The organism is Paenibacillus farraposensis, from assembly GCF_020736845.1.
GTDB lineage: Bacteria > Bacillota > Bacilli > Paenibacillales > Paenibacillaceae > Paenibacillus > Paenibacillus farraposensis.
This window is the reverse complement of sequence record NZ_JAFFQR010000019.1, coordinates 128,297-143,120: the sequence shown is the minus strand read 5'-3', so window position 1 is coordinate 143,120 and position 14,824 is coordinate 128,297. Positions and strand designations below refer to the sequence as shown.

The following is a 14,824-nucleotide window of genomic DNA, read 5'->3' as shown; positions in this document are numbered from 1 at the left end:
ATGAAAGTAATGGGATTGGATTACGGGGACCGCCGAATCGGGGTCGCCGTAAGTGATGCCTTTGGCTGGACCGCCCAAGGATTGGAAGTCATAGAACGACGTGGTGACAATAGTGAGCTCGGTAAAATCGCAGATTTGATCCGTGACCTTGAGATCGGCGAAGTGGTTGTAGGTCTGCCGAAAAATATGAACGGAACCGTGGGTCCACGCGGCGAGATTTGCATTGAGTTTGCGAACCAGCTCAAGGAGTTGCTGGGACTACCCGTTCACCTTTGGGATGAACGGCTGACGACGCGTTCGGCAGAGCGTGCGCTTCTGGAAGCCGACGTCAGCCGAAAAAAACGCAAGCAGGTGGTCGATAAACTGGCAGCAAGCCTGATCTTGCAAAACTATTTGGACGCACATAGTACAAGGTGAAGGGGGATATCGTAATGGCTGAAAATCAAGTGGGTATGGAAGAAGAGCCGGAAATCATTTATATTGCCGATGATGAGGGCAACGAGGAAGAGTTTGAGGTCATTATGAAGTTTGAGGTAGACGGTTCCGAAGCGAAGTACATGATGGTTGCGCCAGTGGATCCTGAAGCTGATGAATCAGATGTTTACGCCTTCCGTTATGAGGAAGAAGGCGATGATATTAAATTGTTTGTGATCCAAGACGATGCGGAATGGGAAATCGTTGAAGAGACCTTTAATACATTTGTAGAAGAAGAGGAAGACAGGAAATGACGAATTATTCACGTGAAGACCTGAGATGGACCTCTGATTTAAAGGAAGCGTTCGACAACGATGTAGAGTTGCAGGATGAACAAGGCCATGCGGTACGCATGGAACTGGAAGCGGAATTCCAGGTAGGCAAGCAACGGTATGTTGTATTGCGTCGACCCGGAGCTGCTGAAGGCGAACATGAGATATATCATGTAACCTCATCCATAGATGGCGAAATCTCCATTACCACCATCGAAGATGATGATGAATGGGAAGACATTTCCGAGCTGTACGATGAATGTACGCTGCCGGAGCTGTAGGTCTGGATAATGAGGAGATCAAACCTGAAAGGGCGGACCTGTCCGCCCTTTTTGGCTGTGAAGGAGTTGGGTGGATGTGAAGCGAAGGACAAGGATGGGCACACTGCTTTTGCTGCTTGTCATCATAGCAGGAGGAGCAGCTTTTTATATTTGGAACGCGATGCAGCCTGTTCAGCCGAAAACGCAGCCTGTTGCATTTACGGTCGTTAAGGGAACAGGGACCTCTGCGATTGCAGATACCTTGGAGCAAAAGGGACTTATACGTAATGCGCTTGTGTTTAAGGCTTATGTAAAATTCAAACAGCAAGGAAATGCACTTCAGGCCGGGAATTATGAGGCACAGCCAGGTGCAACCTTTGATCAGCTGATTGCCAAGCTATCGGCCGGGGATGTTGTCAGGGAGGAAATGATTCGTTTTACAATCCCGGAAGGTTTTACGATCAGACAAATGGCTGATAAGCTGCAAAAGGAAGGGCTGGCGGACCGAAAGCAATTTTTGGAACTGGCCAACGATCCATCCGCTTTTGACGTCCCGCTGGTGCGAGATATTCCAAAACAGGCGGGGCTTCGTTATGCGCTGGAAGGTTATCTCTTCCCGGAAACTTATGAGCTGAAAAAAGGCAGCACAACCAAAGATATGATTCAGGCGATGCTGGAGCAGACGCAAAAACGTCTGAATACCATACCCGGCTTGGATGCCAAGCTGAAGCAGCGAAGTGAAACGCTGCATCAACTGCTGACCGTTGCTTCTCTGGTGGAGCGCGAGGTGGTTGTGGATCATGAACGGCCCGTCGTAGCTGGAGTCATTTATAATCGGCTTAAGCAGGACAAGAAGCTGGAAATTGACGCCACCATTCAATATATGCTGGATAAGCAAAAGGAACGGCTGTATTATAAGGATTTGGCTGCAGACAATCCTTTTAATACTTATTTGCATCAGGGACTCCCGCCAGGACCGATTGCAAGTCCAAGTTTGAAATCAGTAGAGGCGGCATTACAGCCGGCAACTACGGATTATTTGTTTTATGTGACCAAAAAAGACGGAACACATGAACATTTGTTTGCCGCGACGTATAAAGAACATTTGCATAATATTCGGCTAAGTAACCGCAACACAAAATAGGAGGTGAGCCTATGGCTTACAAACCCGAACTGCTGGTAACCGCCAGCTCTCCGGAGGATGCCCGCCGTATGCTGGAGGCCGGAGCGGATGCATTGCTTATTGGAGATGACCGCTTTGGCATGAGGCTGCCGGGACATTTTACACCGGATCAAATCCGTGAGGTTGTAGCAATTGCGCGGAAGCATGCGGCGCAGGTTTATGTATCCATGACTAATTTGATGACAAATGAGCTGTTGCCGCTCCTTCCTGAATATGTGCAGACACTCGCTGAATGTGGAATTGATGCGATCGAGTTTAATGACCCGTCGGTACTCATGACAGTGAAGGAGTATGCACCTCATCTGAAGCTGTTTTGGAACGGGGAAATGATTTCTACCAACTTCGCAACTGCCAACTATTGGGGCGAGAAAGGGGCTTCACGCATTATTCTGGCTCGTGAGCTCAGTATGGACGAAATTACGGAAATGGTTCCCAAGCTAAACATTGAGGCACAGGTTCAGGTACATGGCATGACCAATATTTACCATTCCAAGCGCAAGCTTGTGCAAAGCTATATGCTGCATCAGGGACGCCCGGTAGAAGGCGATCTGGGCAAGGAGCGCGGCTTGTTCCTGATTGAAGCTGAGCGTAAGGAAGAGAAGTTCCCTATTTATGAGGATATGAACGGGACTCATATTATGAGCTCGGATGATTTCTGCATTATGGAGGACCTGCATTTTCTGATGGAGGCGGGTGTCCACAGCTTTAAGATCGAAGGGCTGTTAAAACCTACGGCTTACAATGAGGCAGTCGTTCGTGCGTATCGTAAAGCAATTGACACCTATACAGCCGATCCGGAAGCTTATGCTTATGATGAAAGCTGGCTCGATGAGGTTCGCCGTCTGCAAGACCCTGAACGGGAGCTATCCTTCGGATTTTTCTATAAAGAGCAGGTTTATTAATAATCATATGAATGTATAAGGGGGGAACGTCGTGGGAACGTTGACCACAACGAGAAAATATAAAGGCAAGCGTAATCGTCTGGATAAGCCGGAGCTGCTCGCTCCTGCCGGAAATCTGGAAAAGCTGAAGTTTGCGGTTCACTATGGCGCGGATGCTGTCTATATTGGAGGACAAAAATACGGTCTGCGTTCTAACGCCGACAATTTCAGTTTTGAGGAAATGCGGGAAGGTGTGGAATTTGCCAACAAATATGGCGCTAAGGTGCTTGTAGCTACCAACATCTATGCCCACAATGAAGATATTGCCGGAATCGAGGAATATCTGCGTAATCTGTACGAGGCAGGAATTCATGCAGTTATCGTTGCTGATCCGGCGATTGTGTCCGTTGCACTGCGTACTGTTCCGGGATTGGAAGTGCATTTGAGTACACAGCAGTCCACCTTGAACTGGCAAGCGGTAAAATTCTGGAAGGACGAAGGACTGCCGCGTGTTGTCTTGGGGCGTGAGACCAGCCTGGAGGAAATTGAGGAAATTAAAAAGCATGTGGACATTGAGATTGAAGCTTTTGTCCATGGGGCTATGTGTTCTTCATTTTCCGGTCGTTGTGTGCTATCCAATCACTTTACGGACCGGGATTCCAATCGCGGGGGCTGCTGCCAGTCTTGCCGCTGGAAATACGATCTGTTCGAGGATGCGCGCCCGGGCGAGGCGTGGATATCTGAAGAAGAGGCACAGGACAGCAATGTGCTGAGACAATTCCAGCTGGGCATTAACCAGCTTCCACTGTTTGAAGAAGGCGATAACGCTTTTTCTATGGGTTCCAAGGACCTGTGTATGATTGAAAACATTCCCGATTTGATTGATGTGGGTGTAGACAGCTTTAAAGTGGAAGGACGCATGAAATCAATTCATTATGTGGCTACGGTCGTGAACGTCTATCGTCAAGCGATTGATTCCTATATGGCTGATCCTGAAAATTATGTGCTCAAACCGGAATGGATCGAAGAAATTAACAAGGCGGCTAATCGTCCGCTGAATACAGGCTTTTTCTACGATACACCGGATCATGAAGATCATATTTACGAGCCGGAAGAGAAAGCAGCTCCTTATGATTTTGCCGGACTGGTTATGGACTATGATGCTGCGAGCGGCATGGCTACCATTCAACAACGCAATCATTTTAAGCCAGGGCATGAAATTGAATTTTTTGGCCCGAACGGAACATTTTTCAAGCAAAAGGTCGGAACGATCTGGGATGAGGAAGGCAATGAGCTGGACGCTGCGCGTCACCCGCTTCAACGGATTAAAATGAAGGTTGATCAGCCTGTTTCCTATTTTGATATGATGCGTAAAAAGAAGTGAATAGGCCCCAAGTCTCGGACAAGAAGAACAAAAGTCTCTCCTTTCGGTTGGAGGGGCTTTTTTTTGAATACTTTTCCAGGAAAAAAGTTTTACGAAATTTAGTCATTTCGCAAAGGAAAGCTACACTCCTTGTCGAATAGTTCCGATAGACATTATATAGATAATAGATACATAACAGATGACGTGGAACAGGAAACTAATTATATGGCGGCAGGTGAGAGGAATGGGTTTTCGGAAAAAAGAAGGGAAGACATCAAACAGACAACCGAAGAAAATAAAACTCATGAAAGGCATGAAGGGCAGCACAGCGAATAAAGGAGAACAGACAGCCAGGATATCCTCGAAAGTTATTCCCTGGGTAGCCAAAGCCACCCGTAAAAGCGCATATAATTTAAAGCGTTTACTTAAGCCGGAAAAGTACAGCAAGGATTTCATGCATCTGGTCAAAAATTATAATCCGATTCGTTCGGTCGGAATGAAGCTGTTCCTGATCTTTTTTGCGGCAATAATGTTATTTGTGGTCAGCCTGGGGATGATCTCTTACTACAGGGCGAAAAGTACGATTGAGCAAAATGCGGCTACCGCTTATCAGCAAACCGTTCAGCAAACCTCGGAAAAGCTTGATATTATTTTAGAGCGCTTTCAAGATACCTCGACACAGGTGTTTTTTGATACAGAGTTAAGTGATCAACTGCAAAAGGTGGCGAAGCAAGAAAAGAACTCTTTTGAATCTTTTGTTGCTATGGGTGAAGTAAACAAGAAGCTAACGAATCTTGCTTTCACGAATAAAGCGATTGATTCATTGTACTTGTACCCGGAAGAATCCAGTTTAGCTGCGATGGGCACAGGTACACAAAAGGGTGTCCGGCAGGAAGCATGGTTTAAGGATATTTTGAAGAACAAAGGAATTGTCTGGCTGCCTACACAGGTAAATGACAATGGAAGCAAGACCTTTCGTCTGGCCCGCTCCATGAACAGTATGTCCGGGCTCGGAGAGACTTACGTTCTGGTTATGGATTTAAAGTCCAGTGTGGTGGAGGACGAGTTGAAAAGTGTTGATTTGGGCTCAGGCAGTATGATCAGCCTTGTGACAGACAAGGGTGAATTTATAGGCTCTAACATAGATAGCTTGGCAGGAGGAAAGAAAAAGCTGGATTACATTTCCGAGCTTGAAGGGATCGAAGGCAATCAATTTATGGAGCAGGAAGCAGACGGCAAAGTCCAAAATGTACTTACGGTTCATAATACGCTTGGAACTTCCAAATGGATTCTCGTAGGTGTAATACCTGTATCTGAACTGGTTAAGGACGCTAGAGGGATTTTAACGACGACCTGGATATTTGCTGCGGTAGCGGCACTCATTGCATTATTCATTGGCCTGTGGATCGTACGCCTCGTAGCGCGCCCGTTGACCCATCTGAAAAATTTAATGAACGAAGGAGCCAAAGGCAACCTGAAAATCCGAACGAACTATAAGGCCCAGGACGAAATCGGTCAGCTGTCTGAAAGCTTTGACATGATGATGGAGCAGATTACATTGCTGGTAGAGCAGACGAACGCCTCGGCCCAGGAGGTGCTGAATACAGCGGCAGAGCTGAGTGATGCTTCGAAGAAGACGGCCACTTCAGCCAAGGAAATTGCTACCGCAACTGAAGAAATTGCTCACGGTTCAACCAGCTTGGCAACCGAGGCTGAACGTGGCAGTGAGTTAACCGGGAATATAGCCCAGCAAATGGATGTGGTGATGGCTTCTAATCACGAAATGAGTCTGGCTGCACAGGAGGTTGAACAATCCAGTGAAAGAGGTACAATTCAGCTGAAAAACCTGTTAAGCAAAACTCGGGTGACGGAAGAAACGACGCATGCACTGGTAGGCAAGGTAGATGAGCTGAAGCAGACAACCTCCGATGTCTTTAAGGTGCTGGACGTGTTGCAGGATATTGCCAAACAAACGAATATTCTATCATTGAATGCGACGATTGAAGCGGCAAGGGCGGGAACGGCTGGGCAAGGCTTTATGGTGGTAGCAAATGAGGTTCGCCAGTTGGCCGAACAATCCCGTCAAGCCATTCATACGGCCTCAGGTATTATCAACAACATTATCAATGAGATGAATGAAACGGTTCAGGCGTTATCCGAGGTATATCCGCTGTTCCGGCAGCAGATGGGAGCCGTACAGGAGACGACGGATATTTTCCAGTCGGTTCAGCAGCAAATGGGAGAGTTTGCACTTCGATTGGAAACAGTCACTTCATCTATTCAGGAATTGAGCCAATCGCAGACAACCTTATCTGAAGCGATGGCCAATGTAAGTGCAGTAGCTGAGGAATCCTCGGCCACCTCGCAGGAAGTTGCTTCTCTCAGCACGGGGCAGGCGAATATCGGTAGCCAGCTGGTAGGCTTGTCCGAAAAGCTGGAAGGAGTATCGGTGAAGCTAAAGGAGCAGCTTTCACGCTTTACGGTGTAAATGTGACAGGAAACCTATTCCATGTGTTAACGTGGAGTGGGTTTTCTTTGTTCACTACAGGACATACTACTGGAAAAAGATGAGAGAAGGATGCGTGTGCCGAGGCGTGGCAACAGCTTTATTCGAAAACGTCGAATTGCATATTTGGCCTTGGGAATCATGGGAATGCTGCTTATTTTACTATTCCGGCTGGCCTGGATTCAGGGGACGGCGGGTATACATATGTCTGCTTACGGGGGACATTCGCTGAATGAAATGTCTATACGTCAGCGGCAGGAGGGAATTGCGATTGACTCTGGACGTGGACAGTTTACGGACCGACATGGACAGCCGCTGACTGGCGGCATCGTATGGGCGCCAGTGCTTTTTCCCGACGTAGATGGCAAAGCGGCCTTGCATGGCGAGGAGCTTGCCAGCCTGCTGCAGACGAGTAAAAAGCAGCTGCTGACGCGATGGAAAGAGCTGCAATCTCCGCTAATATGGCGGGATAGGCGCGGAGAACCCGTCCAGATTAGTCGAAATAACGCGGACAAGTTGCTGAAACTGGCGCCTTCGCTCATCGAGCTAATGCCCTATGCGAAACGTTATGCGGATTTGCCAAATGGCAGGCAATGGCTTGGTTTTCTGTACGAACGCGCCGACCGAGTTGGCGCACTGCCGATCGGGGCAGCCGGGCTGGAAAGAACGCTGGAGCCGCTGCTGAGTGGTATCGGTGAAACGTTCGTCTCCCGGTTTGTGGATGCCCGGCGTCGTCCGCTGGCTTATGCACCGCTGCGAGTCAGTGTTCCATCCAATGCTCACTATCCGCTACAGGTGCAGACGACGATCGACCTTACATTGCAGGAGCAGCTTGAAAAGCTTACAGTCACCAATCACCTGGCAGAAGGTGCGGTGGTGGTGCTCGATGTCGGCAACGCGGATGTGCTGGCGATGGTGTCTCGTCCTTTTTATAATCCCGCTCGTGTTGATCCGCAGCGGACAACAGGCTGGTCTAATCGCGCGCTCAAGGCGGTAACACCCGGTTCCATTTTTAAGCTGGTTACGGCTGCGGCAGCACTTGAATCGGGTGTTGTGCAACCGAAGGAGCAATTCCATTGCTATGGAGCCTATGGCAAGTACGGTTTGGCTTGCTGGAAAAAAGAAGGACACGGTGCTCTGAATCTGGAGGAAGGGCTTGCCGTGTCCTGTAATAGCGTGTTTGCTCATCTCGGCGAACGGTTGTCGCCTGAACAGATTCAGGCGACAGCTTCCGCGCTGGGGGTGAGCCGAACCGTAGGCTGGGAGGAGCGAAATCTTGCAGGGCTTCCGCGATTCAGGCCGCTGGATCATGAGGAAGAGGGAGCCGTCTTCGGTCCCCATACGCATGCGGCAGACCCGGGTGTACGTGTACAGACAGCGATCGGCCAGCGCGACGTGCTGGTTACCCCGCTTCAGGCTGCCAATCTCATCGTCACCTTGCTGCACGATGGCCAGGTCCATGCTCCACGCCTTGTGAATCGCATCAGCTACGCAGATGGAGGGACCCTGCTGGAGCTACCTGCTCATGCCTCGTCCATCCCCCGGGGGGGACATCCGATTCATCCCTCTACGGCTCGTTTACTCCGGGAGGCGATGAAAGAAGTCGTGGCCCACGGAACAGGTGCATCCTTGCGTGACAAATCATGGCACCTGGCTGGAAAATCAGGCACAGCCCAGGCTTTAAAGGATGGGCGGCCTGTCAATCACCAATGGTTTATCGGTTATGGTCCGGTAGAGCGACCACGCTATGCCGTTGCCGTTCTGGTGCAAAATGCTTCCAAGCATTCTGCTAGCCAGGCGACTGCCCTGTTCGGACAGGTGATGGATTTGCTGGCTCAATTCTCCTCCGTTTCACGAGCAGTGCCGCGATCTTCCTCCTGAATTTTGACAATAAACGGGGGCTCGTCAAATTCTTCCTTCGGAAACCGAATCCATTGCTGCAGATAGCCTTGCTGCCACAGCTCCTTGAGCAAAATAATCAGAATCGGCGACAGAATTAATCCGGCCAATCCGAAGATAGAAAGCGATATAATGGCAAAGGAAAGCATGAGATAGGCGGACGAAACACCGATGGAATTTCCGGTAATTTTAGGCTCTGCCAGCTGGCGTACAATAACCGCGACAGCCATGACAATCAGCAGCCCTATTGCCAAGCCGCTATTGCCTGTTATGAACAAATACACCGCCCACGGAATAAATATAACAGGTACGCCCAGCAAAGGGAGAATATCAAACAAAGCAGCCACGAGAGCCAGCGACAGGGCATTATCCACTTGCAAAATGAGTAAACCTATAAATACAAGAATAAAGGTAATCCCTACCAGCAGCGCCTGAGCCTTCAGAAAGGCGGAGATCGCTTTCAGTACGTGGTTTTTCAGAAAAAGGTAAGCAGTTTTTAATGTTTTGGGCGTCTTGCTGCGGGCAATTCCCTTCCAGAGATTAATCTCCATACTTAAAAAGAACGCCAGGACGATGGCAACAGCAAAGTTGCCCATAAAAACGGTGAAGGAGCTGAGAAATTGTATGAAAAAGGATAAACCCAGCTGCGCCCATTTGGTAGCAATCGCAGTCGCGGTTGCAAAATATTCATTGACACGGTCGATAACGTCTGGAGGCAAAGCAGCAATTTTTTCTTGGGAAAGATGAAGGAACCGCGTGAATTCCGTTTGGATAATCTGGGTATAATGTGGAAGATTCTGCGCCACCTTCGTAAACTGCGTAACCAGGATTAAACCCAATCCGAAAAAAATAGCCAGCAAAAGAATGATGAATAGCAGTACGGAGAGGGCGGAAGCGAAGGGTTTCTTCATCCCTTTACGGTGAAAATAACGGGCTGCAGGCTCAATGCACCAGAACACGACGAACGATAGAAACACCGGTGCCGCGAGCTGATACAGCTTGCTGGATACAAACATAACTAAATACACGGTTAATACAATCAGACCGATATCAAAAACGGTGCGCCAATATTTTTTATACAATGGAAGCATATAAAAACAACGACTCCTTTAAGATTTTTACCTATTGTACACTAAATTGGCCCTGGGTGCTGATCTTACAACAGCAAAATGTCCGCATGCTTACATCTTTGTGATAACATATAAGTGAGGATTTTGCAAAAATCCAATAAGCGACTTTCAATGAAGAATATATAGATCGAAATGATCTAGTTCGTCTATATATTGCACTTTAGAACGACTGGAATCGAATTTTGCAAAATCCTGAAGTAAGTCAGTTTTCCCCAGGAAGTCTACTTGGGAGTTCAGAATAGAAAAGTGGGGACAAAACGTGAAGATTTTGCTGTTATGGATGTTTTACATTTCAACTTTTTATGCTTTTATTCCAGCGCTTCTCAGTCGTTTGTTTGGGTTCAGAGTATTTCGGCGCGGCAAAAGTGAGCAAGAATATGCGCTCACCTTTGATGATGGTCCTGATCCGGTGTATACACCGCAGCTGCTTGATTTACTGAAGCGTTTTGATGCCAAGGCTACTTTTTTTGTCGTTGGCCTGAATGCTGAAAAGCACCCTGAGCTTTTGCAGCGCATGCATGAAGAAGGCCATTTAATTGGCATTCATAATTATGTGCACAAATCCAATTGGCTCATGCGACCTGTTACGGTCAGAAGGCAAATTGCACAAACAGAGGCTGTCATTCGCCGGGTAACCGGAGAGGGAACGACCTTTTACCGTCCGCCATGGGGAATTGTGAATTTCTTTGATATATCCAAATCGAATGGTCGTCGAATTGTATTATGGTCCTCCATGTTCGGGGACTGGAAGGCGAGCATCGGTGCGAAGCAGTTGGCGGAGCGGATGCTCAAAAAGCTGAGGGGTGGCGAGGTCATGCTGCTCCATGACTGCGGTACGACATTGGGAGCGGACGAAGAAGCCCCGCAAAATATGCTAATCGCGTTAGAGGAGCTTCTGACGGCCGCTCAGGAACGGCAAATGCGCAGTGTAAGGGTCGATACACTGTTTGGTCATCAGCCTGTCCATATTTCAAATGCTGTCGAGACCCCAGATACGGACTGGTTCAAACGAACGCTGGTATTCGGCTGGCTGTTCTATGAGAGGCTGTTCCACACTTTGTTCCGTCTTCGTCCCGTAAGAAAGGAAAATACCATTTTTTATTATCGTCGCGGCACCTATCATGGGCCGAATGTAAATATGGAGAATGACAGGTGGCTAAAAAAAGGAGACCCTATAATTGAGCTGCATTTTGATAATCAAATGCTGTATCGATTAGGCTCGACGGCAAAGTCTGTCGTTCATTTGGCTATTCAATTAATCCGAATCGTGAAGCAGCAGCTACCCGATCTGGCCGATCAGCTTGTACATGATTCCAGAATGAATGATGTCAAGGCCATCTATGGAGTGAGTATGATTAACCGCGGGTCGGAAAAGCTGGGCTTTCAGGTTCGCGAGCTCCCCAAAGGACTGCACAAGAGAGCGTCCACCTTATATTTAAAGCTGCTATTCAGTGTCATCCATCCCTCGGGTCCAGAGCCGTTGAGCGTAAAAAAAGACGCAATCGTACCCAAGCTGATCTTGATGCCTATTGATACTTTGTTGGATCGCTTCCAACAAGGGGACCCCAACCGGACAGATCAAGTCTGCGATCCAACCCATCAGGGAGACGTTGCACCCATGCTTCATCGTGAAGTAAAAGAAGAGGTTAACTCCATTCAGACAACAGCTAGAGCTTCACAAGCAGCGGACACAGGATCCGAGCAGTTAATCTAACATAAACAGCCAAAAATCTTCCCACCCCTTGTGATCAAGGGAGCGGGAGGATTTTTGGCTGTTCATCAGGCATAAGTTAGCAAAGAATTAGATTTTCATAATTCCGCCGTTACTTGCGTTCGTTACCAGCTTGGAGTAGCGTGCCAGGTACCCGGTTTTCACCTTAGGCTCGAAGCCTTTCCAGTTGGCACGGCGAAGCTCAAATTCCTCGTCCGAAATTTGCAGCTCGATTTTACGATTGTTCAGATCCAGCTCGATGATATCGCCGTCCTCTACAAAAGCAATCGGACCGCCCTCTGCGGCTTCAGGGGAAATGTGGCCGATGGAGATACCACGGGAAGCGCCTGAGAAGCGCCCGTCTGTTATCAGACCAACCTTGGCGCCAAGCCCCATGCCCACGATTTGCGAGGTTGGAGCGAGCATTTCAGGCATACCCGGTCCACCCTTAGGACCTTCATAACGGATGACAACAACGTGTCCTTCTTTGATTTTTCCGTTGGCAATACCGGCCAGTGCATCTTCCTGTGAATCAAAGCAGATGGCAGGACCTTTGTGATAACCGCCAACAGCAGGATCAACTGCACCGACTTTAATAATGGAACCGTGCGGCGCCAGATTACCGAATAGTACAGCCAGTCCGCCGCGTTCGGAATAAGGGTTGTCCAGCTTGTGGATAACATTCGTGTCGAGAATTTCCTGTCCTTTCACGTTTTCACGCAGGGTTTTTCCGGTGACCGTAATACAGTCGCCATGTAGTGCGCCCGGCTTTTTCAACAGTTCATTCAGCACTGCACTTACGCCGCCTGCATTATGAACATCCTCAATGTGATAGTCGGAAGCCGGTGCCAGTTTGGACAAATGAGGTACGCGGTTTGCGACTTCATTAATCCGTTCAATCGGGTAATCCACTTCAGCTTCATGAGCCAGCGCCAAAGTATGCAATACTGTATTCGTGGAACCGCCCATGGCCATGTCCAGCGCAAATGCATTATCAATGGCCTCTTTAGTTACGATATCACGCGGTTTAAGATCCAGCTTGATCAGTTCCATCAATTGGCGTGCAGATTGTTTGACGAATTCTTTGCGTTCTTCTGCCACTGCGAGAATCGTGCCGTTACCCGGCATAGCCAGGCCCAGCGCTTCCGCCAGACAGTTCATGGAATTGGCCGTGAACATTCCTGAGCAGGAACCACAGGTTGGACAGCCGTATTGTTCCAGTTCGAGCAGGCTTTGGTCGTCAATTTTGCCTGCCTGGAATGCACCTACACCTTCGAAGACAGAGGTCAGGGAGATGGAGCGTCCATTTTTGTCTTTACCAGCTTTCATAGGACCGCCGCTGACGAAAATCGTCGGAATGTTAACACGCAGTGCACCCATCATCATGCCGGGGGTAATTTTATCACAGTTAGGAATGCACACCATGCCATCAAACCAGTGAGCGGAAACGACTGTTTCCAGCGAGTCAGCGATAATTTCGCGGCTTGGCAAAGAATAACGCATGCCAATATGCCCCATGGCAATGCCGTCATCTACGCCGATGGTGTTAAATTCGAAAGGTACACCGCCTGCGTCACGAATGGCCTGTTTGACAATTTTGCCGAATTCCTGCAAGTGGACGTGACCCGGTACAATGTCAATATACGAGTTGCATACCGCAATAAAAGGTTTGTCAAAATCCTCTTCCTTAACGCCCGCTGCGCGCAGCAAGCTGCGGTGAGGAGCGCGGTCAAAGCCTTTTTTAATCATATCGGAACGCATTTTCGTCTTTGCTGTCATGATGCTGGTTTCCCCCCAAAGTATAAAATGATATGGCGTCCAATAGACGCCGTAAATAGCGCAGATGTTTTCTAAAGAGTCTATCATAGATATGAGCATTTTTCTACATATATGAAGAGTTTGAGAGATGACTAAAAGTGATCTGTAATCAACCGTATACAGTCCAGATTCCGCTATATTCGCCTGTGTATTGCACCTTGGTAAGATAGAAATTTGAATTTGCAAAATGCTGAGCCCACTCCGCCATATAACGGGTGGGCTCAAGCTTGTTCTATACGAGTTTTTGCCGGTAAAAGGGAAGCTGAAAAATAATGCAGATCACCTAAAAGGATACGGAGCCGGTTTCAGCATCCAATCTACTTGCGGCTCGATCAGAGGCCGAGTGGCTGCCCGAACCCAAGGCATGGTCAACAAACAGCACAGACCTGCTGCACACACGACAATTAAAATGACCTCCGCCGGGTTATGGATATATTCATAAACTCCCTTTGCAACAACGGTGCGGACGATCAAACCATGGAGCAGGAAGACGTACAATGTCCGCCGTCCCATTTCGGTGATACGCCCTGTGATTGCTGGGACAAAGCTCAGAAACGCCATGGATGCCAGCAATTGAACGCCATACATCCCGATGCGGTAAATCCCTGCGTACCATTCGGCGTGGCCCAGCTCTCCATAGGTCATGCTGCCGTACAGCCAGCCTGCCGGGATGCCGAAATACGACGTTCCTGCCAACACCAAGAGCAGAACGGATACAGCCCCAGCGGTCACCCGGACCGGAACGGTAAAGAAGCGCCGAACATCAGCATAGTTCAAGTGATACCCTGCTATAAAATAAGGAAAAAAAACAAAGGTTCTGCATACGCTTAGCCATATCCCTTCCACGGGAAGGTATCCGACAAGAATACCCAGCAGTACAGATATGCCCAATTGGAGGACAGGCGGCACTCCCTGCAAAGCCAGCATCAACAGTCTCCAGCAGATATGGCTGGCAAGGAACCAGAGCAGCAGGTAAGGTGCGAAAAAAGAATGATGGATTCGTGGAACGTGAAAGAGTGCGACATCCAAAACTGAATAAAGTGATTGGAAAATTAGATATTGCATGCCAATCTGGAGCAGGACCTTACGGCCTGCCGATCCGGTCAGAGAGGATTTGGCAAAATACCCCGTGACAAGCACAAACAGCGGAATATGGAACATAAATATCCATCTGAACCATTGCTCAGCGATATGAAGTGAGCTGGTCAGGGGCTCCAGAGCATTCCCAGCAAATACACATATGATCAACATAAATCGCAAATTGAGAAAAAAACTTTCCCCTTGTGCATCATGGCTTGTCGTCATGTGTTTCCCTCCGAACGGCCTT

The 14,824-nt window shown here is 48.5% G+C and carries 12 protein-coding genes; 9 read left to right on the top strand and 3 right to left on the bottom strand.

Annotated elements, in window-relative coordinates; all coding sequences use genetic code 11:
* The 8 genes from ruvX to JO375_RS04895 all read left to right on the top strand — a co-directional run bounded on the left by ruvX (nucleotide 1) and on the right by JO375_RS04895 (nucleotide 8,820).
* Complete coding sequence (gene ruvX, locus JO375_RS04930) at nucleotides 1-417, top strand: Holliday junction resolvase RuvX (protein ID WP_229523405.1); 417 nt, start codon at nucleotides 1-3, stop codon at nucleotides 415-417.
* 14 nt (nucleotides 418-431) lie between these two features.
* Nucleotides 432-728 (top strand): DUF1292 domain-containing protein, encoded by a 297-nt coding sequence (locus JO375_RS04925; protein ID WP_229523404.1) that lies wholly within the window; start codon nucleotides 432-434, stop codon nucleotides 726-728.
* Entirely contained in the window at nucleotides 725-1,027 is a 303-nt protein-coding gene (locus tag JO375_RS04920; protein ID WP_229523403.1) for a DUF1292 domain-containing protein, read from the top strand. Before JO375_RS04925 ends, JO375_RS04920 begins: the two co-directional genes overlap by 4 nt.
* A 94-nt stretch (nucleotides 1,028-1,121) precedes the next feature.
* Nucleotides 1,122-2,150: an endolytic transglycosylase MltG gene (gene mltG / locus JO375_RS04915; RefSeq protein ID WP_229523464.1), complete on the top strand. Its 1,029-nt coding sequence runs from the start codon at nucleotides 1,122-1,124 to the stop codon at nucleotides 2,148-2,150.
* A gap of 11 nt (nucleotides 2,151-2,161) precedes the next feature.
* Nucleotides 2,162-3,091: a peptidase U32 family protein gene (locus JO375_RS04910; protein ID WP_229523402.1), complete on the top strand. Its 930-nt coding sequence runs from the start codon at nucleotides 2,162-2,164 to the stop codon at nucleotides 3,089-3,091.
* A 31-nt stretch (nucleotides 3,092-3,122) separates the two neighbouring features.
* A complete protein-coding gene (locus JO375_RS04905; protein ID WP_229523401.1) occupies nucleotides 3,123-4,454 on the top strand; it encodes a peptidase U32 family protein in 1,332 nt (443 codons plus the stop codon).
* 223 nt (nucleotides 4,455-4,677) lie between these two features.
* Nucleotides 4,678-6,921, top strand: a complete 2,244-nt coding sequence (locus JO375_RS04900) for a methyl-accepting chemotaxis protein (protein WP_322098696.1) — start codon at nucleotides 4,678-4,680, stop codon at nucleotides 6,919-6,921.
* 90 nt (nucleotides 6,922-7,011) lie between these two features.
* Nucleotides 7,012-8,820, top strand: coding sequence for a peptidoglycan D,D-transpeptidase FtsI family protein (locus JO375_RS04895; RefSeq protein WP_229523399.1), 1,809 nt, complete (start codon nucleotides 7,012-7,014; stop codon nucleotides 8,818-8,820).
* On the opposite strand, the gene JO375_RS04890 is transcribed toward JO375_RS04895, so the two are convergent.
* The gene (locus tag JO375_RS04890; protein ID WP_229523398.1) at nucleotides 8,775-9,929 is read right to left on the bottom strand and encodes an AI-2E family transporter; all 1,155 of its coding nucleotides are present in this window, start codon (nucleotides 9,927-9,929) and stop codon (nucleotides 8,775-8,777) included. The two genes, JO375_RS04895 and JO375_RS04890, sit on opposite strands and share 46 nt — an antisense overlap.
* A 298-nt stretch (nucleotides 9,930-10,227) precedes the next feature.
* Between JO375_RS04890 and JO375_RS04885 the strand changes: the two genes are divergently transcribed.
* Complete coding sequence (locus JO375_RS04885) at nucleotides 10,228-11,682, top strand: polysaccharide deacetylase family protein (RefSeq protein WP_229523397.1); 1,455 nt, start codon at nucleotides 10,228-10,230, stop codon at nucleotides 11,680-11,682.
* 87 nt (nucleotides 11,683-11,769) lie between these two features.
* On the opposite strand, the gene ilvD is transcribed toward JO375_RS04885, so the two are convergent.
* Both ilvD and JO375_RS04875 read right to left on the bottom strand, forming a co-directional pair.
* Nucleotides 11,770-13,458: a dihydroxy-acid dehydratase gene (gene ilvD, locus JO375_RS04880; protein WP_229523396.1), complete on the bottom strand. Its 1,689-nt coding sequence runs from the start codon at nucleotides 13,456-13,458 to the stop codon at nucleotides 11,770-11,772.
* 318 nt (nucleotides 13,459-13,776) lie between these two features.
* Nucleotides 13,777-14,802, bottom strand: a complete 1,026-nt coding sequence (locus tag JO375_RS04875; RefSeq protein ID WP_229523395.1) for an acyltransferase family protein — start codon at nucleotides 14,800-14,802, stop codon at nucleotides 13,777-13,779.
* Nucleotides 14,803-14,824: the final 22 nt, after the last annotated feature.